The organism is Pseudoduganella dura, from assembly GCF_009727155.1.
In the GTDB taxonomy this organism is placed as follows: Bacteria; Pseudomonadota; Gammaproteobacteria; order Burkholderiales; family Burkholderiaceae_D; genus Rugamonas; species Rugamonas dura.
This window is the reverse complement of the sequence record NZ_WNWM01000002.1, coordinates 5,404,670-5,424,038: the sequence shown is the minus strand read 5'-3', so window position 1 is coordinate 5,424,038 and position 19,369 is coordinate 5,404,670. Positions and strand designations below refer to the sequence as shown.

The window sequence follows — 19,369 nt, the reverse complement described above, 5'->3', positions numbered from 1 at the left end:
ACAACAGGGACAATCCCCGATTTTTTACAACACCATGCGTGTTGCCAAAAACCGGGGTCAGACCCCGATTCCGGGAAATGTTTCCGAAAATGGGGGTCTGACCCCGGTTCCAGGAAATATTTCCGAAAACTGGGGTCTGACCCCGGTGTCAGGCGGCGGAGTGCAGCCGGTCGACCAGCTGCGCATGCAGCGCCCGATCGCCGCAGGCGACGATCGTGCCGCCGTGCTGCGCGTCGCCGCCGTCCCACGTGGTGACGATGCCGCCGGCGCCTTCGATGATCGGGATCAGCGCCTGGATGTCGAACGGCTTCAGGCCCGCCTCGATCACGGCGTCGATATGGCCGCCCGCCAGCAGGCAGTACGCATAGCAGTCGGCGCCGTAGCGCACCAGCTGCGCGTCCGCGGCGATCGCGTCGAAGGCGGCGCGCTGGGCGGGCATGCGGAAGAAATCCGGCCCGGTGGTCATCAGGCGCGCCGTGCCCAGGCCGGCGCAGGGGCGCGTGCGCAGCGGTTCGCAGTTGAGCCATGCGCCTTCCGGCGAACCGGCATAGAACTCCTGTGTGAACGGCTGGTACATCGCGCCCACGACCGGCCGCTTGCCGTCGTTCAGCGCGATCAGCGTGCCCCACAGCGGCAGGCCGCAGATGAACGAGCGCGTGCCGTCGATCGGATCGAGCACCCAGTGATACGGACTGCTGCCCTGGTGGTTGTCCTCTTCTTCGCCGACGATGCCGTGCTCCGGGTAGCGTGCCCGGATCAGCTCGCGCATCGCCCGCTCGGCGGCCTTGTCGGCCACGGTGACGGGGTCGTAGGCGCCCGGTTCCTTGTTGGCGACATCGAGCCGCGTGCGGAAGTACGGCAGCGCGGCGGCGGCGGCCGCGTCGGCCAGTTGGCGGGCGAAGTCCAGATATTCGTCGATCATCGGATGGTCCTCTCGGATATGTGTTCGCGCAGGTGATCGGCCACGCGCCGGGCGCGCGCCGGCAGCGGCCATTCGGCGCGGTGGATCAGCCACAGCGTATCGACCACCGGCGTGGCGGTGTCGATGACCCGGATGGCGTCCGGCCGGGCGAAGGCGCGCCGCGCATGGGTGGGAATGACGGTGAAGCCGAGCCCGCGCGCGACCGGCTCGAGGAACAGGCCGACCTGGTTCGAAAAGCCGCGCGATGGCACGCTGGCGATGCCCGGGTTGCCGGGGAACACGCGGCTCAGCAGCCGGGTGGCCATCGCGTGCCCTTCCGGGTGGTCGATGAATCCGAGCACCTGCAGGTCGGCCCAGCTGTTCACGGGAGCGCCGGCGGGCACCACCAGCTCCAGCGCCTCTTCCGCGAACCGGGAAGCGGCGAGGCGCGGATCGTCCGGCTTCAGCGCGACGATACCCAGGTCATACCGCTTGTCCAGCACCTGCTCCAGCGTTTCCCGGTCGGGCGCGAACTTGTGGCGGATCGCCAGGCCGGGATGCGCAAGCTGGAATTCCAGCAGCAGCGGATAGATGAACAGGCCCAGGCTGCCCGGCGTGATCAGCCCCACGTCGCCGCAGCAGGCATCCTCGTCGGCCAGCCGGGCGGCCAGGCGGCGGTCCGCTTCCTCGATTTCGCCGCAGTAACGCAGCAGCGCCGCCCCGGCCGGCGTCAGCTCGATCGCGCGCGGGCGGCGGATCAGCAACGGCCCCAGGCGGTCTTCCAGCTGCCGCACGTGCTGGCTGACGGCGGCTTGGGTGAGCCCCAGGCTCTCCGCGGCGCGCGTGAAGCTGCCGGTATGGGCCAGGGCGGTGAACGATTGCAGCCATTGCGGAGGATGCATAAGTAATTCTAATGGTGGGGATAAGCTCCCATTAGTTTACATGATCCCGGCGTTCGCATACAGTTCACGGTCCTGCCAGCTGGCCAGACCAGCCGGCGCCATGACAGCCACGCAACCAAAGCCAAACCATGACCGCACTCTTCACCGAATTCAAACTCAAGGATGTCACGCTGCGCAACCGCATCGCGGTACCGCCGATGTGCCAGTACAGCGCCGTCGACGGCTTCACCAAGGAGTGGCACCTGGCCCACTACACGAGCATCGCGCGCGGCGGCGCCGGCCTGGTGATCGTCGAAGCGACCGCCGTGTCGCCGGAAGGCCGCATCACCCCGGGTTGCACCGGCTTGTGGAACGACGCCCAGGCCGAGGGCATGGCGCGCATCGCCGCGGCGATCGAGGCCGGCGGCGCGGTACCCGGCATCCAGATCGCCCACGCGGGCCGCAAGGCCAGCGCCAACCGGCCGTGGGAAGGCGACGACCACATCCCCGACACCGACCCGCGCGGCTGGCAGACCATCGCCCCGTCCGCGATCGCGTTCGGCGCCAACCTGCCGAAAGTGCCGCAGGCGATGACGATCGCCGACATCGAACGCGTCAAGGCCGATTTCGTGCAGGCCGCGCGCCGTGCCCGCGATGCCGGCTTCAAGTACCTCGAGCTCCACTTCGCGCACGGCTACCTGGCGCAGACCTTCTTCTCGGTGCACGCCAACCAGCGCGACGACATCTACGGCGGCAGCTTCGAGAACCGCACCCGCTTCCTGCTCGAAACGCTGGCCGCGGTGCGCGAGGTGTGGCCGGAGAACCTGCCGCTGACGGCCCGTTTCGGCGTGATCGAATACGACGGCCGCGACGAGGAAACGCTGGACGAATCCATCGCCCTGGCGGCGAAGATGCGCGAGGGCGGGCTGGACCTTCTGAACGTATCGGTGGGCTTCTCGATCCCCAAGACCGCGATTCCATGGGGTCCGGCGTTCCTGGCGCCGATCGCGCAGCGCGTGCGCCGCGAAGCCGGCCTGCCGGTCGCCGCCTCGTGGGGCATCGACTCGCCGGCCAATGCCGATCGCGTGATCGCGGATGGGCAGATGGACCTGGTGATGGTGGGCCGCGCACTGCTGGCCGACCCGCACTACCCGTACCGCGCCGCCAAGGAGCTGGGGCTGGCGCGCCCGTCGTGGGTGCTGCCGGCGCCGTATGCGCACTGGCTGGAACGGTACGCGATGGCGTCCTGATTACCTTCCTCAAGTCAACATCCTGATCGATTCTCCGGCCCCGCTCCCGCGGGGCGCCTGCGCGACGTACCATGCGTCATCTGCAGCCAGGGAGAATCGCATCGTGCCGTCCACCAGCAAAATATTCACCGGTACGCCGGTCATCGGCATGTCGCCCATTGACCGCGGGCGCCGCAAGGTGATGTTGGCCGGTTTCGCCGCGCCCCTGCTGGCCGGCTGCTCGGTCTTGCAGCCGGGGGGCATGGCACGCCAGCAAGTGAACGTGACGGCGCCGTTCGACATGCCGGCCATCCGCATCCCGGATTTCACCGGCGCGCCGCGCTTCCCCATCACCGACTTCGGCGCCGACCAGGCCGACCAGCGCAGGACTTCCGATGCCCTCGCCCGCGCGATCGACGCCGCCCACGCGGCCGGCGGCGGCATCGTGGTGGTGCCGCAAGGCGTGTGGCCGACCGCGAAGATCCACCTGAGGAGCAACGTCAACCTGCACGTGGCGAAAGGCGCCACGCTGCTGTTCTCGGAAAACCCGGCCGACTACCTGCCCGCCGTGCACACCACGTGGGAGGGGCTGGAGTGCTACAACTACTCGCCGCTCGTCTACGCATATGAATGCGAGAACGTGGCGCTGACCGGCGAAGGCACGCTGCGCGCGAAGCTGGACGTGTGGAGCATCTGGTACAAGCGGCCGAAGCCGCACATGGATGCGCTGGTGGCGCTGTACGACATGTCGGCGAAGGTGTCGGCCCAAGGCGGTACCCCGGTGCCGGTGGAACAGCGCGTGATGACGAAGGGCGAAGCGAACCTGCGCCCGCAGTTCGTGCAGTTCAACCGCTGCCGCCACGTGCTGGTGGAAGACATCACGATCCAGGACAGCCCGTTCTGGATGCTGCACCCCTACCTGACGAACGACGTGGTGATCCGCCGCGTGAAGATCACGGCCCAAGGCCACAACAACGACGGCGTGGACCCGGAAATGAGCCAGAACGTGCTGATCGAGGATTGCGTGTTCGACCAGGGCGACGACGCCATCTCGGTGAAATCGGGCCGCGACCGGGACGCCTGGCGCCTGGCCACGCCGGCGCGCAACATCGTGATGCGCAACTGCCGCATCAGGAACGGCCACCAGCTGTGCGCGATCGGCAGCGAGCTTTCCGGCGGCGTCGAGAATGTCTTCGTGGACAACTGCCACTTCGACAATACCGGTTCGGGCGCGGCCAGCACGATCAACAACATCCTGTACGTGAAGACCAACGAGCGGCGCGGCGGTTTCGTGAAGAACATCCACGTGTCGAACGTGACGGCCACCAGCATCAAGGGCGGCGTGCTGGCCGTCGAAACGGACGTGCTGTACCAGTGGAAGACCCTGCTGCCCACGTACGAACGGCGGCTCACGCCTATCGAGGGTCTCCATGTCAGCAACATCATCGTGGGCGAAGCGAAGTTCCTTTGCCTGATCAAGGCCGAGCGGGAGGCGCCGGTGCGCAACGTGTCGATGCGCGGCGTGCGCGTGGCGAGAGTGACCGGCACGGTGGTGACGACTGAGAACGTCGAAGGGTTTATCCGGGCATGATGCCGGGTTGATTTACACTGTTTCCGTTAACGTTTGCGGAGAATGCAGTGTCCATCGATGCCTATCTCGACCTGCTCGGCGTGCGCCCCGGCGCGGCGCCGTCGCTCGATGCCCTCGCCCGCCTGCAGCGGGCCCACATCCAGGCGATCCCGTTCGAAAACCTGAACCCGCTCGCCGGCCTGAACGTTTCGCTGGAAATCCCGGCACTGCTGGAGAAATTCGCCGCGCGCCGCGGCGGCTACTGCTTCGAGCACAACACCCTGTACCGCCATGCCCTCGCCTTGCTGGGTTTCGAAACGACGGCGCTCCTGGCGCGCGTGCGCATGACAGCCGCGCCGGACGCGGTCACGCCCCGCACGCACATGCTGCTGCTGGTCGACGTGGAAGGCGAGCGGATGATGTCCGACACCGGCTTCGGCAAGATGACGCCGACGGCGCCGCTGCGCCTCGTTCCGGACCTGGTGCAGGACACCCCGCATGGCCGGTATCGCCTGGTGCGGCTCGGCGACGAATGGCGGCTCGAAGCGGAAGCCGGCGGCGAATGGCTGCACCTGTACGTGTTCGACCCGCGGCCGGCGTATCCGGCCGATTTCGACATGTCGAACTGGTACGTGTCGACCAATCCGGTCTCCCACTTCACCCGCGACCTGATCGCCGTGCGCACCGTAGACGACGGCCGGCACGTGCTGCACAACGCGCGCTATTCGTTCCAGGGCCCGGGGAGGCCCGGCATCCGGCGCGACCTGGCCTCGGGCGACGAGATCGCGCAGGTCCTGGAAACCACGTTCGACCTCGCCGCCGGGCGGGTTCCGGGGCTGGCCGCGAAGCTCGATGCCATCGCGCGGCGGCAGGCAGCGGCCTGATTTGCGATGCCGCTGGCTCAGGCGGCACAGCCGGCCGGACGTTCTGCCGCCTCCTCCGTCCTCGCTGCTGCCGTCGTCGCTGGCTTCAGAAGGAAGCGCGCCAGCGACGGTAGCAATACCAGCGCGCCGATCATGTTGACGACGAACATGAACGCCAGCAGGATGCCCATGTCGGCCTGGAACTTGATGGGCGAGAACGCCCAGGTCGCCACGGCCAGCGCCAGCGTCACGCCCGTCAGCATCACCACCTTGCCGGTGAACAGCAGCGCGCGGTGGTAGGCCTGGGCCAGCGTGCGGCCCTCGCGCAACTGGGCGAGCATGATGCTCAGCACATACAGCGCGTAGTCGACGCCGATGCCCACGCCCAGCGCCACCACCGGCAGCGTGGCCACCTTCAGGCCGATGCCCAGCCACACCATCAGCGCCTCGGCCATCACGGACGTCAGCGCCAGGGGGATGATGGCGCAGGCCACCGCGCGCCACGAGCGGAACGTGACCCAGGCCAGCAGCACCACGGCCGCATACACCAGCAGCAGCATTTCATGATTGGCCTTCTCCACCACGGCATTGGTGGCGGCCTCGAAGCCCGCATTGCCGGCCGCCAGCAGGAACTTCGCGTCGGCGCTGTCGTTGTCCCTGGCGAAGGCTTCCACCGCGGCCGTCACGCGGCGCAGCGTCTGCGCCTTGTGGTCGGCCAGGTAGACCTGAACCTGCAGCAGCGAGAAGTCGGCGTTGACCAGGCTGCGTGGCGCCTTCGCGCTGGCCGCGTTGAGCGCGCCCTGGTTCGGCTGCAGCTCGTACCAGCGCGGATTGCCCTCGTTCATGGCCACCGCCGTCTGCCGCGCCAGCGACGCTACCGATTGCGTGGTTTCCACGCCGGCCACCTGGCGCAGCCGCCATTCCAGCTCGTCGACCTTTTCCAGCGCGGCATGCTTCATCGCGCCCTGCACCGGCGTGCGCACCATCACCACCAGCACATCGCTGCTGGTGCTGTAATGCCCGGTCAGGTAGGCGTTATCGAGGTTGTAGCGCGACTGCGGCCGCAACTCGGGCGCGCCGGCATCCAGGTCGCCGACCTGCAGTAGGCGGCTGGCATGCAGGCTGACGCCGCCGAGCACCACCGCGGTCACGATGGCGCCCACGGCCCAGCGGGTCTCGGTGAACCGGCATAGCCAGGTCCACAAAGAGCGGCCGGTGTCCACGTCGGCATGCGCGGCACGGCGGGCGGCGCCCGGGTTCACGCCGGTGTAGCTGAGCAGCACCGGCAGCACGATCAGGTTGGTGAACACGAGGATCGCCACGCCCAGGCTGGCGGTGATGGCCAGCCGGCGGATCGAGGCGATGTCGAGCATCATCAGCACGGCAAAGCCCACCGCATCGCAGGCCAGCGCCGTGAACCCGGCCAGGAACAGGCGGCGGAACGTGAAACGCGCCGCGGCCAGGCGCGACATGCCGCGCCCGATATCGTGCATGATGCCGTTCATTTTTTGCGCGCCGTGGCTCATGCCGATGGCGAACACCAGGAACGGCACCAGCACCGCATACGGATCGAGCGCATAGCCCAGCAGCGGCAGCATGCCCAGCTGCCACACCACGGCGACCAGCGAACAGGCCACCACCAGCAGCGTGCTGCGCAGGCAGCGCGTGTACCAGAACACGATGGCCGTCACGATCAGTGCGGCGATTGCAAAGAAGGCCAGCACCTGCACCAACCCTTCGAGCAGGTCGCCAGCCACCTTGGCGAAGCCGGTGATGTGCAGGGCGATGCGCTCGTTGCCGTACTTCGCGCGCAGGCCTTCCAGCTGCCGCGACAGGGCGGCGTAGTCCAGTTCGCGGCCGGCCTCGTCGCGCTCGGCCAGCGGCACGATCAGCGCACTGGACTGGAAGTCGCGCGCCACCAGCTGCCCCACTTCGCCGGAGCGCTCGATGTTCAGGCGCACGCGCTGCAAGGCGGTGGGGCTGCCGTCGAAGTCATCAGGGATCACGGTGCCGCCTTCGAACCCGCGTTCGGTGACGGCGGTCCAGCGCGTCGACGGCGTCCACAGCGATTTCAGCTGTCCGCGCACCACGCCGGGCAGCAGGAACACGTCGTCGTTGATGTGGCGCAGCGTGTCCAGGTAGGCCGCGTCGAGCACGCTTCCGCCCCCCTTGTGCTCGACGACGATGCGCAGGCTGTTCGCCTGCGATACCAGGTTCCTGCGTTCGGCCACGTAGTTCTGCAGGTACGGATGGGTCATCGGCAGCATGCCGTCGAAGCTGGCGTTCGGCACGATGCGGGTGGTCTGCCAGCCCAGCAGCAATGTCGCCAGCAGGCATAGCCCGAGCAGCCAGCGGCGGTGGCCGAACACGAAGCGTTCGATGCGGTTGCCGGAGGCGGGATCGAAGGATGCCGCTCCGGCGGGCCCCGCGTCGTCATGATGATGCGTGTTCATGGTCTGGCTGCCCTCATGGTCGAAATCCCGGCGGCGCGGCCGGGCGGCGCCATGCGCAGCAGGCCGCGCGCGCCGACGATCACCAGCGTTCCATCCGGTGCCACGGCGGCGCCGGCGAATGGAAACCGGGGTTGAAGAGGAAGAACGTTGAAGCTGCGGCCGCCATCACGGCTGGCCACGATCTGGCCGGCCGAGCCCAGCAGCAACGCCGTCCCGTCGGGCAGTTGCACGCCCGAGACCAGCGACGCGTCGACCGGGGTCTGCACGGTGCTCCATGGCGCGCCCGGCTGCCCGCTCCGGTACACCTTGCCGCGCAGGCCGAACAGCAGCAGCGAGCCGTCGTCCAGCGCCAGCGAGCCGAACAGGCTGCCCGCGGCGGGCGAAGCCTGCGCGGCGAAGGCGCCGTCCTGCGCCGCGGCGCGCAGCAGCGCGCCCTGTTCACCGAACAGGTAACGCTCCTGTCCTCGCGAGGCAATCCCGTACCAGGTGACACCCTCGGGATTGGGCAGGTCCTTCATCCGCGCGTGCCAGGTGCGGCCCCCGTCGGCGGTGGAAAACGCCAGGCCGTAGGCGCCCACCACCCATACCGAGCCATCGGCGCGCTGCGCGATGTCCAGGAAAGGCTTGTCGGCGCCTTCGTCGGCCAGGCGCCGCGCATCGTCGAGCAGCCGGTTCAGCGGGTGTTCCGTTTCCGACGGATCGGGCTTTACACTGTCCCACGCCTGCCGCGCCGCCTGTACGGCCAGCCCCGCGGCGGCGGCACCGTCGAACACGCGTATCCAGCTGGCGCCGCCGTCCGTGGTGCGCAGCACCACGCCCATGTTCCCCACCGCCCAGCCTTCGCGCGCATTGCCACCGGCCGTGGCAGCGAAGCGCAGCGCGGTCACGGTCACGCTGACCGGCACGCGTGCCTGCGTCCAGTGCCGGCCGGAATCGTCGGAATAAATGATCAGTCCGCGTTCGCCGGCGGCTACCAGCCGGTTGCCCGTGCGAGCGATCGCCTGCAGGTTGGCGGCGGCCGGCCGGGCCACCGCCAGCGCCGGCCGTTGCAGTGCCGCAGGCGGCCTTCCGGCTTCGGGGACGGCTGCGAGTACGCCGGAGTCCACCACCAGCACCAGGGTTGCGGCTAGCGCGGCAGCGTGCTTGCCGCTGCGAATGAACGGCTGCATCATCAGCGCACGCCGCCGCTGGCCAGCGCGCTCGACGTGAAGCGGTTCAATTGCTTGCTGTCGAAGTCCTGGTAGGCCACGCCGCCCGTTTCGTTGATCGCGCCGGCATACACCCAGCCGCCGGACAGCAGGTCGTGCCATGTGTAACTCAAGGTGCTGGCGGACGGCTCATCGCCGGCCAGCAGCGTGAAGGCCTGGCCCGTCTTCCACAGCTTGCCCTGCGCATCCCAGCTGTCGGCCAGCACGGCCTGCCAGGTGTCTTCATCGAGGTACAGGCGGCGCTTCGCGGCCACGTTGCGCTTGCCCTCGCGCAGCGTGGCTTCCAGCACCCATACGCGGTGCAGTTCCCAGCGCACCGCGTCGGGATTGAGCGTGCCCCTGCCGATCACGTCATTGACGGGCTTGCGGAACAGGCCGTTATTGTTGTACGGGACATAGATCTCGCGCTTGCCCACCAGCTTCACGTTGTAGCGGTCCTGCGCGCCGATGAACAGGTTGACGTCGTCGAAGTTGGCCACGCCGGCGGCGGACGGATCCGGCGTGTCGTACACCAGCGACGGCGACTTGCGCACGCGGCGCTGCCCCGGCACGTACTGCCAGCCATCCTTCGGCCGCGCGTAGTTGTCGACATAATCGATCGTCATCATGGCCTGGCCGGCGTTGGCGGGCGGCTCGGTGACATCCAGGCGGGCGCGTGCCCATTCGCCGCTGAAGGCATCCGGCTTGCCTTTCGGGTCATAGTACGGATACGCGAGGCTGGTACGCTGGCGGTTGGTCAGAACGCGGTCGCCGCCCGACGTCATTACATACTTGTCGGCCGTGAACGTGGTCAGCTGGCCACGATAGCTCAGCATGTGGTTCCACAGTGCCTCGTGGCCGTTCTTCGGCACCGGGAAGGGAATACCGCCATACGCACCTTCCACTGTCAGGCCGTTGTTGGTCAGCTTCGCGCGCGTGGCGTTCTGCGCCACGGCGTCGTAGATCGCCTGGGCGAAGACCGCGCTGCGGTGCGTCGGATAGACATCGACGCGCATGCCCGGCCATTTCGCCAGCAGCGCCTTCGTGCCGTCGGTGAGCTTTTCCGCGTGCTGCGCCATGTTGGCGGCCGTGATGGACAGCACCGGCTTTTCGGCGGCGAACGGGTCGGGCCGCTTGTTGCCGGCGCCGGGCGGCGTATTGACCGGCTTGCCGTCCCAGGCGGGAATCGTGCCGTCCTTGTTGGCGGCGCGCTCGGCGCCGATGGGTGTCAGGGTACCGGACTTCAGGTCCTGCGCCAGGGCGGCACCGACCACCAGGTCGGTGGCCATGCCCGTTGCCAGGCCGAGAACCAGCAGCGCGCCGGCGGATTTCAGGTAGGGGGCGATCATGTTGTCTCCTTGGTTCTTGTGGATCAGAAGCTGGCCTGCAGGCTGAAGCGCAGGTAGTCGCGGTCCAGCAATGGCTGGGAACTCACCTTGCCCTTGTAGTTGATGAACGACAGGTTGGCGTTCCAGCGGTTCAGGTAGACGCCGCTCACGCCGACGATGATTTCGCCACCGTGGTCCGGGCTGCCCGAGAACGGAAACGCGGTATCGATCACCGAGCGGCCCTTGAACGACCAGCCCACGTTCAGCGGCAGGCTCAGGTCCACGCCCGGCGCCACCTGGTACCAGGTCGGCGTGAGGATCACGCGGGTACCGAAGCTGGTCTTGTTCAGCGTGGCGTCGACCTTGGCGCCATTGCGCTGCACGCTGTTGAGGTGGTTGGCCGACAGCTCGCCGACCAGGCTCGCGCCGTCCCACAGGCCCGAAGCGCCCGTCACCATCGTGCTCGACAGGTTCAGGTGCGTCGTGCGGCCGGTGGGGAACGGCACGTTGTCGGTGAGCCAGCTGCTGGTGGAACCGGCCGGGATCACCACGGTGCCCGAGCGTGCGACCAGAGGCTGGCCGAAGCGCATCGACGCCTCCAGCCCCACGTTGGCGATGCCGACCAGGCGCGAGATACTGGCGCCGACGGCGCGCACGTTGTTCGGCACCGCCAGATAGTAGCTGCGGGTCGATGCCTGCGTCACCACCTGGGTCGACGCATCGTTGTAGCGGATCGCATACAGGCCCAGGTCCGCATCGAGCGTGCCGCTGCGGGTGTTGAGCGCCACGCCGAAGTTGTTGGGCAGGTCGCCCTTCACCATGCCGGCGAAATCGAGCTTCAGCGGGCCGGCGAAAATCGATTCGGCGCCGGCGCCGAGCATGTCCGTCGCGCTCAGGTAGCTGCCGGCCGGATGCAGGCGGGTGGGCCGGTACTTGAACTGGTAGTAGGCCTCGACGCTGGTATCGTCGGTCAGTTGCAGGGTGCCGGACAGCTGCGGCACGGGGATCGTGGTTTCCTTGGCCTGCGCGCCCGGGATCGACAGCTTGTACAGGTCGATCGGCGCCATGCCCTTGGCCAGGCCGTTCATGCCGAAGAACAGCGACGTGCCCCAGATCAGTGAATGCTGCCCGAGCCGGTATGACAGTGTGGAATCGCCGATCCGGTTGGTGCCGAACACGAACCAGTCGAGCATCTCGGCGTTCCGGCCGGCGATACGGCGCGTCTCGTCCGCGAACCGGTCATAGGGCGCGCGGACGTTGTTGCTTGTAGCTGCCGAGGTGTTCGACGTCGGGTTGTTGTAGACCGTGTCGTACCAGGCCGCGGCGGAAAGCCGCAGGCCGAAGCCATCCTTCTGGATATCGAACTCGGTCAGCAGGTCGGCGCGGTTCGAGATCAGGCCCTTGTCGAAGTTGCGGTCGCCGTCATCGTTGTTGACCTTGGCCGCGCCGGCCACCAGTGCGCTGTCCGGATTATCGAGCCGATAACCCGCGCTGTACTTGATGGTGTTGTCCCAGCGGATCTGCCACGCGCCCCCGGGGTTCAGGTCGGCGGCATGGCCGGTGCCGCAGACGGCCAGCGTTCCGGCCAGCGCGGCAAGCCCGGCCACTGTCCTGCGCCTGTGTCGGAACGCGGTTGCGCCAGAGTGCTTTTTCATCGTGTCTCCTGGTTTTTCCTGGCGATGTGGCGGTGTCCCGCTACTCGCCAATTGATTTGAGTGCTTCAAGAATATGGGAGGCGCGAATGCGCGTCGTTGCACAAAACTCAGATTCACTGGCACTTTAGGTTCGGTGTTTTTCGCCACGGCGCGCCCTGCCCCTTCGGCAGAAAATCGCCGCCGCAAAGGTGCAAGCAAACCTGAATTTTGTGTAAAGCCTTGCCCGCCACATCTCGTTACGCTCCATCCGGCGCCGCCTGCTTTTTCAGCAGGCGACCGTTCCGCTCCAGAAAAAACCAACAAGGAGACATATGAGCAAACTTCAAGACCTCGTGGTCTGCGGCGTCAGTGCGCTGTCGATCTGCGGCACGGCTGCCGCGCAGTCCGCGGCCGCCGGTTCTGCACAGGCGCCGGCCCCGGCAGCGGCCCCGGTTGCCGACGGCGCGCCGGTGGCCGGTTCCCCGGCGGAACCGGCGCTCACGACCGTCACCGTGACCGGCTCGCGCGTGATCAGGAACGGCGACAGCAGCCCCTCGCCGACCACCGTCGTCAGCACCGATGACCTGCTGACCTCGAAGCCTGGCGCCACGCTGGCCGAAGCACTGAACACCCTGCCGGTGTTCGCCGGCTCGCGCGGCGCCAGCAGCAATCCCACCACGTCCGGCAGCGCGGCGGGCGGCAACGGCTCGGCCAACCAGCTCAATCTGCGCAATATCGGCGCCACCCGCACGCTCGTGCTGATGGACGGCAAGCGCGTGCCGCCCACGCTGTACAACGGCGCGGTGGACGTGGACCTGATCCCGCAGATGTTCGTCGAGCGGGTCGATATCGTCACCGGCGGCGTCTCGGCGGTGTACGGGTCCGATGCCATGACGGGCGTGGTGAACTACGTCATCGATCGCAAGTTCAACGGCTTCAAGGTCGACGCCAGCTACGGCCTGTCGGAACGGGGCGACGCCGCCCGCCGCAACATGGGCCTGGCCTGGGGCGGCACGCCAGCGCGCGGCCTGCACCTCGAAGCCGGCGTGGAATATCGCAAGGAAGACGGCATCGACCGCCGCTCGGATCGCGACTGGCTGAACCAGGTGGGCGTGACGGGCGCCGGCACGGCCGCAAACCCGTACACGCTGCAAACGAACCTGCGGCAGAAGAGCTTTCCGTTCGGCGGCCTGGTCACCAGTGGCGCGCTGGCCGGCCAGGTCTTCAAGCAGAACGGCGTGCTCGGCCCCTTCGTGGCCGGCACGGCCACCGGCACCTCGGCCATCGAGGTGGGCGGCGACGGCGGCTACTGGGATTCCGGCCTGCTGGCACGGCTGGAAGGCACGCAGCTGTTCGGCCGCGCGGACTACCAGCTGGCCGACGGCGTGCGGGCCTATGCGCAGGTGTCGGGCAACCTCAAGACCAATACCAGCTTTGCCGAGACGAACCAGCTGAACGGCGTTTCGCTGCGCCGCACCAATGCCTTCCTGCCGGCCCAGTACGCCGCGCTGATCCCCGCCGCGCAGCCCACGTTCACGTTCTCCAAGTTCCTCGGCGAGATCCCGCGCATCACGGCCGATTCCGATTCGAAGCAATGGGTCTTCACCACGGGATTGGAAGGCAGGCTCGGCGGCGCTCGCTGGGAGCTCGACTACACACATGGCACGTCGAAGCTCGATACCGACCTGTCCAACGTGCTCAATCGCCAGAAGCTGTCCGCCGCGCTCGACGCGGTCAGCAACGGCGGGCAAACCGTCTGCAACATCACGGTCACCAATCCGGGCCTGGCCAGCGGCTGCGTGCCGCTGAACGTGTTCGGGCCCGATGCGGCTTCGGCCGAGGCGATCGGCTACGTGACCGACACCGTGCGCTTCGGCTCCACCACGAAGATGAACGATGTCTCCGGCTCGGTCACCGGCACGCCGTTCGACAGCTGGGCGGGCCCCGTCAACACGGCGCTGTCGGCCGAATGGCGCGAGGTGTCGTTCAAGTCGGACAGCAGCTCGCGCCCGACCGACCTGGTCGACTGCACCGGGCTGACGCTGAACTGCACGCGCGGCGCGGCGCTGACCGAATACGTGTTCGGCGAAAGCCCGCAAGGCGTGAGCCAGCGCGTCTGGGAGGTGGCCGGCGAAGTGGACGTGCCGCTCCTCAAGGATGCCGCATGGGCGAAGAGCCTGAACTTCAATGGCGCCGCGCGCTACACGTCGTACAACACCAGCGGCAACTACGTGACATGGAAGGCCGGCATCGACTGGAGCATCGCCGACACGCTGCGCCTGCGCGCCGCCCGTTCGCGCGATATCCGCGCCCCCACGCTGTATGACCTGTTCGCGCCGACGTCGATGGTGCAGGTGCGGCCGACCGACCTGCTGACGGGCACCAGCCCGACCGTGGGCCAGATCGACGAATCGAACCCGGACCTGACCGCCGAAATCGGCAACACGACGACGGTGGGCCTGGTGTGGAAGCCGCTGCCGAAGCTCAGCTTTGCCATCGATGCCTACCGGATCAGGATTTCCGACGCGATCACCACGGTCAGCGGTTCGACGACGGCGTTCCAGGCCGCCTGCTACGCCAGCGGCGGCACGTCGCCGTACTGCGCGCTGCAACGGCGCCCCAACGGGTTTTCCGACACCTCGGCGGCAAACGCCGTCACCGCCTGGATCAACCGCAGCGTCAACATTGCCGAAGTCGAGACCACCGGCCTCGACTTCGAAGCCAACTACACGGCCAGGGTGTTCGACCGCCCTGCATCGTTTCGCTTCCTGACCGCGTGGCAGCCGCACGTGTATTACCGCCAGCCGGGCCTGGCCACCGTCGACCAGGGCGGCGTGGCGTTCGGCCCGGGCGGCATGGCGGCCACGCCGGCCGTGCGCCTGTCGGGCTTCCTGCGCTTCCGGCCGGTCAGCGACCTGACCGTGGACATCACGCAGCGCTGGCGCAGCAAGATGAAGCTCTCCGGCGACCCGGCCGAGGTATGGGCAAACAACCACATCCGCTCGTTCGCCACCACCGGCCTGAACCTGGCGTACAAGTTCGACATCGGCGGGGGCGACGCGCAGCTCTACTTCAACATGGAAAACCTGTTCGACGCGGAGCCGCCCGTGGGCGCGTTCTCGGGCAACGGCACCAGGGCCGGCCTGCGGGATGGCTTCGCGCTGGCCGACGATCCGCGCGGGCGCTACTTCACGGTGGGGGTGAGGACGCTGTTCTGACGGTCGCGATGCTCGTTTCCACCTGCCCGGCGGCGCTGCAATGGCGCCGCCGGTTTTTTTCATTGTTCGAGGTAATGCATGTCCGTCACCAGCAATCCGGCCGGGAACGCCGGCAATCCCCTGTCCGCCTTCCCGGCGTTCCGCCATTTCTTTTTCAGCCGCATGGCCTCGACGATGGCGATCCAGATGCTGATGGTCGTCGTTGCCTGGCAAATGTACGACCTCACGCACAGTGCCTACGACCTGGGGCTGGTGGGGCTGGCGCAGTTTTTCCCGGCGCTCGCGTTCGCGCTGGTGACCGGCCAGATCGTCGACCGCTACGATCGCCGGCGCATCCTGCAATACTGCCTGGCCGGCCAGGTCGCCATCGCCGTGCTCCTGGCCATCGGCACGCTGAACCACTGGATCGGCCGCGAAGTCATCCTGCTCGCGTCCGTCGGCCTGGGCATCGCCAAGGCATTCCAGATGCCGGCCCAGCAGGCGATCCTGCCGCGGCTGGTGCCGGCCATCGAGCTGCCGCGCGCGCTGGCCGTCAATTCCGCCGGTTCGCAGTTCGCCATCATCCTCGGCCCGGCCATCGGCGGCTTCATCTACGTGGCCGGTGCGCTGGCGGTGCATGCGGTGTGCGGCGCGCTGTTCTTGCTGGCCATCGCGATGATTTCCCTGGTCCGTGTCGACTGGGTGCCGGGCGGCCGCGCGCCGGTCACGCTGGGAACCCTGTTTGCCGGCGTCGGCTTCATCTGGCGGCGCAAGGAAGTGCTCGGCGCCATCTCGCTCGACCTGTTTGCGGTGCTGCTGGGCGGCGCGACGGCCCTGCTGCCCATCTTCGCCCGCGACATCCTGCATGCCGGCCCGTGGGGCCTCGGGCTGTTGCGCTCGGCCCCCGCCGTGGGCGCGCTGCTCGTCTCGCTGTACCTGGCACGGCATCCGATCCGGGCCAACGTGGGCAGGCTGATGTTCGCATCGGTGGCGCTGTACGGCGTCGCCACGATCGTGTTCGCCCTGTCCACGTCATTCGCGCTGTCGATGGCGGCGCTGGCCTGCAGCGGCGCCTTCGACATGGTGAGCGTCGTGATCCGGCAGTCGCTGGTGCAGCTCGAAACGCCGGACGAGATGCGCGGTCGGGTCAGCGCCGTCAATTCCATCTTCATCGGCGCCTCGAACCAGCTGGGCGAATTCGAATCCGGCCTGACCGCCGGCTGGCTTGGGGCGGTACCCTCGGTGCTCCTCGGCGGCATCGGCACCATCGCCATCGTGGCGTGCTGGATGCGGCTGTTTCCATCGCTGGCGAACCGGCAAATGCTGGCGGACGCATGAAGTTGCGGGGGCGTGCTGGACGATTCGGCTACGGGCTCGATGCGTGCTGCGAGGTGTGAAAGAAGCGCGGCCTGGCGGCCGCGCCCCGTGGGTCAATCGTCCGGATCAATACCCCAGTTCCGCAGCGGTCCAGCCGGGCGCGCGCAAGACGTTGCCGTTCGGGTCCTCGAACATGGTGTTGTAGCCGGCGGTGCCGGAACCTGCCGCGGGCGTCTTGTAGTAGTAGGCCTTGTCGGTGAAGATCAGGTGGGCGGCATCGGTTTTCTGCACCGTGGCGGCAACAAAGGGCTTGTTCAGGTCCAGCTTCTTGCGATTCATCTCCGACTGCCGGCTCTGGCTCAGGAGCCACTGGTAGTTGGCAACGATGCGGTGTGCGTAGACCCAGGTGATACTGTGGCTGCCGCCTTCGTAGGCCTCCCAGATCATGCCGAAGTCGGGATTGCTGAAATCGGCGGAAGCGACCAGGGCCCGCACCGCCGCATTCTGGGCATCGAGCGGGCTGGTCACCGGATTGAACTTGGCATACCGGCTGCCCTTGATGTCGATTGCATTGCCCGTGAGGTCCTTGTACAGGGCGGCAGCCTCACCCCATATCGACGAGGAGAAGCCGTCGCCAATGCAGTTGTCGATGAGGATGTTGTCGTCGGAAATCATGTAGTACCAGTTGCGGTGGTCGACGGCGTTACCATGGGCGTCCTGTTTCCAGATCGTCGCGTCATTCGACGGGTAGTATTTGACGCCCCCATACGGCACTTCCAGGCTGTTGTTGCTGCCCCACTGGGAGGCGACCGGCCAGACGGCGGCGAAGTAATTGTCCCGCTGGGCCGCCATCGCCACCACCTGCATGCCGCCCATGGACTGGCCGGAAGCATAGATGCGGTCGGCATCGATGTTGTAGGCGGCGGTAATCTTGTCCAGCAGCTGCCATGTCGCCGGCACGGCCGCGCTCGTCGAATAGTTGTCGCGGGTGCTGCGCAGCGCGGCGGGAATCTGCGGCGCGACCACGATCAAGCCGGCATACCCCTGGTCCCTTGCCAGCTGCTGGACCTCGGCGGACGCATAGTTGACATTGGCCTTGGCCTCGGTCAGGGTAATGGTCGGGTCGCTGCCGAGCGCGCCGGCGTCTTCCACGTGCACCACGAGCATGTATTTTTTTGTCGCGTCATAATCGGCGGGCACGAAGAGCGCATAAGGCAGGTCGACGTCATGCAGCAGGCCGTCGATCTCATCGAAGCAGTTGGTGGCATGGAACGCCGCGCCGTCGGGCGTATAGCCCAGCACGTCGGCCGTGTCGTTCGTGAAGCGCTTGAAATTCCTGATGTTGGTGATGTTGAACGTGTTGGCCCTGGCCGTGTTGGTATAGGTGGTCACCCCCTGGTTATTGACCGTCGTGACCACGGTGTAGTTGGTGAATTCGGTCGGGCTTGCGGTCACTTGCGTACCGCCCGCGGTCTTGAACGCTGCAAGCTGCTTGACGCCGGCCGCCATGGCCGCCTGGTATTTCGGCACGGCGGCGAGCTGGTAATCGGTATTGACGGTGATGACGACGTAGTTGCCCGTGCCGGTCTTGCCGTCGGTATCGTACGGCTCGTCGTCGATATAGGCCGCCTTGAAAGCCCCGGGATTCGAACCGATCTCGACAGCTTTGTTCAATGCATAATCCCACAGCTCGAACGTGTTCGCATCGATATTGGCGCCCTTGAGCTCGATGTTGTACTTGACGGCGACGGCCTGTGTCCGTGCACCGTCCACTTCCACGATACCGGTCGTGAAGATGCCAGTCACGACATTGTCGGCGGTCTTGGATTCCGTCACGGCGGCGGTGGCGGGCGTGGTCGTGATGGACGTAGCGGCAGGCTCGGCAGCAATGTTGCCGCCGCCCCCGCCGCAGCCGGCAAGTCCCAGTCCCAGTCCCAGTCCGAGGATCGCGCAGGTGCCCACGCTCGATGTGGATTTCTTCAGGTCCGATGCATTGTGCATTGTGTCTCCTTGTTTAGGTATAAGTCTCCTCCATGTCCTGGCGTGCCAGCCAATCCGGAGGCGTCACCGTATGGTCTGACGATGCGTCCAGTCCGGCCATGGACAGAAAATCGATTCGCTGGCACTTTTTCGCTCATTGACAGATTTGCAATATTCGTGTCAGCAAGGCGTTGGCCGGCGACTGTAGAGTGCGGGCTGCCGCCGCCAGTATCCCGGCCGACGCGGTCGTGCAGACGCGCGCAGCGGTGTGCTGGTACAGGAAAACGACAAGGCCTTCGCCCTGCTCGCCACGCTGACCCCGGAGCAGCGCCGCCAGGCGGTGCGGGACTACAAGGTGGGCGACCTGGTGCTCGGTCCCGGCCACGATGGCGAAACCATCGTGGCCACAGGCCGAACCGGCCATGCATGCTCCCGCCACCGAAGCCAGCACATTGATCCGCTTCTTCATCCAGTCTCCAGTATCCTGATCGTCCACGCGAAATGCGTGCGGGTGAGTACGCCGACGGAGGTTGCGCGCAGCCGCGTGCCGCGCGGCGCAGACCGCCAGGCGGCAGGCCCCCGCGTCGCGGCATCATCGATACCCGGGAAATGCATGGTTGTGCGCCATGCAGGGCTGGGTACGGAGCTTATTGAAAGCCGAGCTATTTATTTCTGGATAAAAGCGATTTTCGCTGGCACTTTTGAGCACGGCGGCGGCCGCGCCGCTCGGCAGCCATCAACCCGGCGGCAGCCCAGCCTGCAGCATGCTTCGGCGGGTGTCGCGAGGCGCGCACCGTGGCGTGCGCAGAGCTCGACAGCCACCCCTGAT

The 19,369-nt window shown here is 67.1% G+C and carries 13 protein-coding genes; 5 read left to right on the top strand and 8 right to left on the bottom strand.

Annotation, left to right across the window (positions count from 1 at the left end):
• Window positions 1-148: 148 nt before the first annotated feature.
• Window positions 149-922, bottom strand: a complete 774-nt coding sequence (gene hisN / locus GJV26_RS23780) for a histidinol-phosphatase (RefSeq protein WP_155711147.1) — start codon at window positions 920-922, stop codon at window positions 149-151.
• The gene (locus tag GJV26_RS23775) at window positions 919-1,803 is read right to left on the bottom strand and encodes a LysR family transcriptional regulator (RefSeq protein ID WP_155711146.1); all 885 of its coding nucleotides are present in this window, start codon (window positions 1,801-1,803) and stop codon (window positions 919-921) included. The genes hisN and GJV26_RS23775 overlap by 4 nt, the downstream gene beginning before the upstream one ends.
• Window positions 1,804-1,931: 128 nt before the next feature.
• On the opposite strand from GJV26_RS23775, the gene GJV26_RS23770 reads away from it, so the two are divergent.
• The 3 genes from GJV26_RS23770 to GJV26_RS23760 all read left to right on the top strand — a co-directional run bounded on the left by GJV26_RS23770 (window position 1,932) and on the right by GJV26_RS23760 (window position 5,465).
• Window positions 1,932-3,032, top strand: coding sequence for an NADH:flavin oxidoreductase/NADH oxidase (locus tag GJV26_RS23770; RefSeq protein WP_155711145.1), 1,101 nt, complete (start codon window positions 1,932-1,934; stop codon window positions 3,030-3,032).
• Window positions 3,033-3,180: 148 nt separating this feature from the next.
• Window positions 3,181-4,602 carry a glycoside hydrolase family 28 protein gene (locus tag GJV26_RS23765; RefSeq protein WP_155711144.1) on the top strand — a complete coding sequence of 474 codons (1,422 nt, stop codon included), beginning with the start codon at window positions 3,181-3,183 and terminating at the stop codon, window positions 4,600-4,602.
• 47 nt (window positions 4,603-4,649) lie between these two features.
• Window positions 4,650-5,465, top strand: coding sequence for an arylamine N-acetyltransferase family protein (locus tag GJV26_RS23760; RefSeq protein WP_173346259.1), 816 nt, complete (start codon window positions 4,650-4,652; stop codon window positions 5,463-5,465).
• A gap of 17 nt (window positions 5,466-5,482) precedes the next feature.
• Here the strand turns inward: GJV26_RS23760 and GJV26_RS23755 are convergent, their stop codons facing one another.
• From GJV26_RS23755 to GJV26_RS23740, 4 genes are read right to left on the bottom strand one after another with little or no spacing between them, the layout of a single operon-like run.
• Window positions 5,483-7,897 (bottom strand): efflux RND transporter permease subunit, encoded by a 2,415-nt coding sequence (locus GJV26_RS23755; RefSeq protein WP_155711142.1) that lies wholly within the window; start codon window positions 7,895-7,897, stop codon window positions 5,483-5,485.
• Window positions 7,894-9,069 carry a WD40/YVTN/BNR-like repeat-containing protein gene (locus GJV26_RS23750; protein WP_229419412.1) on the bottom strand — a complete coding sequence of 392 codons (1,176 nt, stop codon included), beginning with the start codon at window positions 9,067-9,069 and terminating at the stop codon, window positions 7,894-7,896. Before GJV26_RS23750 ends, GJV26_RS23755 begins: the two co-directional genes overlap by 4 nt.
• Window positions 9,069-10,433: a DUF1329 domain-containing protein gene (locus tag GJV26_RS23745; protein ID WP_155711141.1), complete on the bottom strand. Its 1,365-nt coding sequence runs from the start codon at window positions 10,431-10,433 to the stop codon at window positions 9,069-9,071. Before GJV26_RS23745 ends, GJV26_RS23750 begins: the two co-directional genes overlap by 1 nt.
• A 23-nt stretch (window positions 10,434-10,456) precedes the next feature.
• A complete protein-coding gene (locus GJV26_RS23740; RefSeq protein ID WP_155711140.1) occupies window positions 10,457-12,067 on the bottom strand; it encodes a DUF1302 domain-containing protein in 1,611 nt (536 codons plus the stop codon).
• Between the two features lie 311 nt (window positions 12,068-12,378).
• On the opposite strand from GJV26_RS23740, the gene GJV26_RS23735 reads away from it, so the two are divergent.
• Both GJV26_RS23735 and GJV26_RS23730 read left to right on the top strand, forming a co-directional pair.
• Window positions 12,379-15,264: a TonB-dependent receptor plug domain-containing protein gene (locus GJV26_RS23735; RefSeq protein ID WP_155711139.1), complete on the top strand. Its 2,886-nt coding sequence runs from the start codon at window positions 12,379-12,381 to the stop codon at window positions 15,262-15,264.
• Between the two features lie 78 nt (window positions 15,265-15,342).
• A complete protein-coding gene (locus tag GJV26_RS23730; protein ID WP_155711138.1) occupies window positions 15,343-16,581 on the top strand; it encodes an MFS transporter in 1,239 nt (412 codons plus the stop codon).
• 105 nt (window positions 16,582-16,686) lie between these two features.
• On the opposite strand, the gene GJV26_RS23725 is transcribed toward GJV26_RS23730, so the two are convergent.
• Together GJV26_RS23725 and GJV26_RS23720 are read right to left on the bottom strand one after the other, a co-directional pair.
• On the bottom strand, window positions 16,687-18,561 hold the full coding sequence (locus tag GJV26_RS23725; protein WP_155711137.1) for a hypothetical protein: 1,875 nt from the start codon (window positions 18,559-18,561) through the stop codon (window positions 16,687-16,689).
• A 133-nt stretch (window positions 18,562-18,694) separates the two neighbouring features.
• Complete coding sequence (locus GJV26_RS23720; protein WP_155711136.1) at window positions 18,695-19,009, bottom strand: hypothetical protein; 315 nt, start codon at window positions 19,007-19,009, stop codon at window positions 18,695-18,697.
• Window positions 19,010-19,369: the final 360 nt, after the last annotated feature.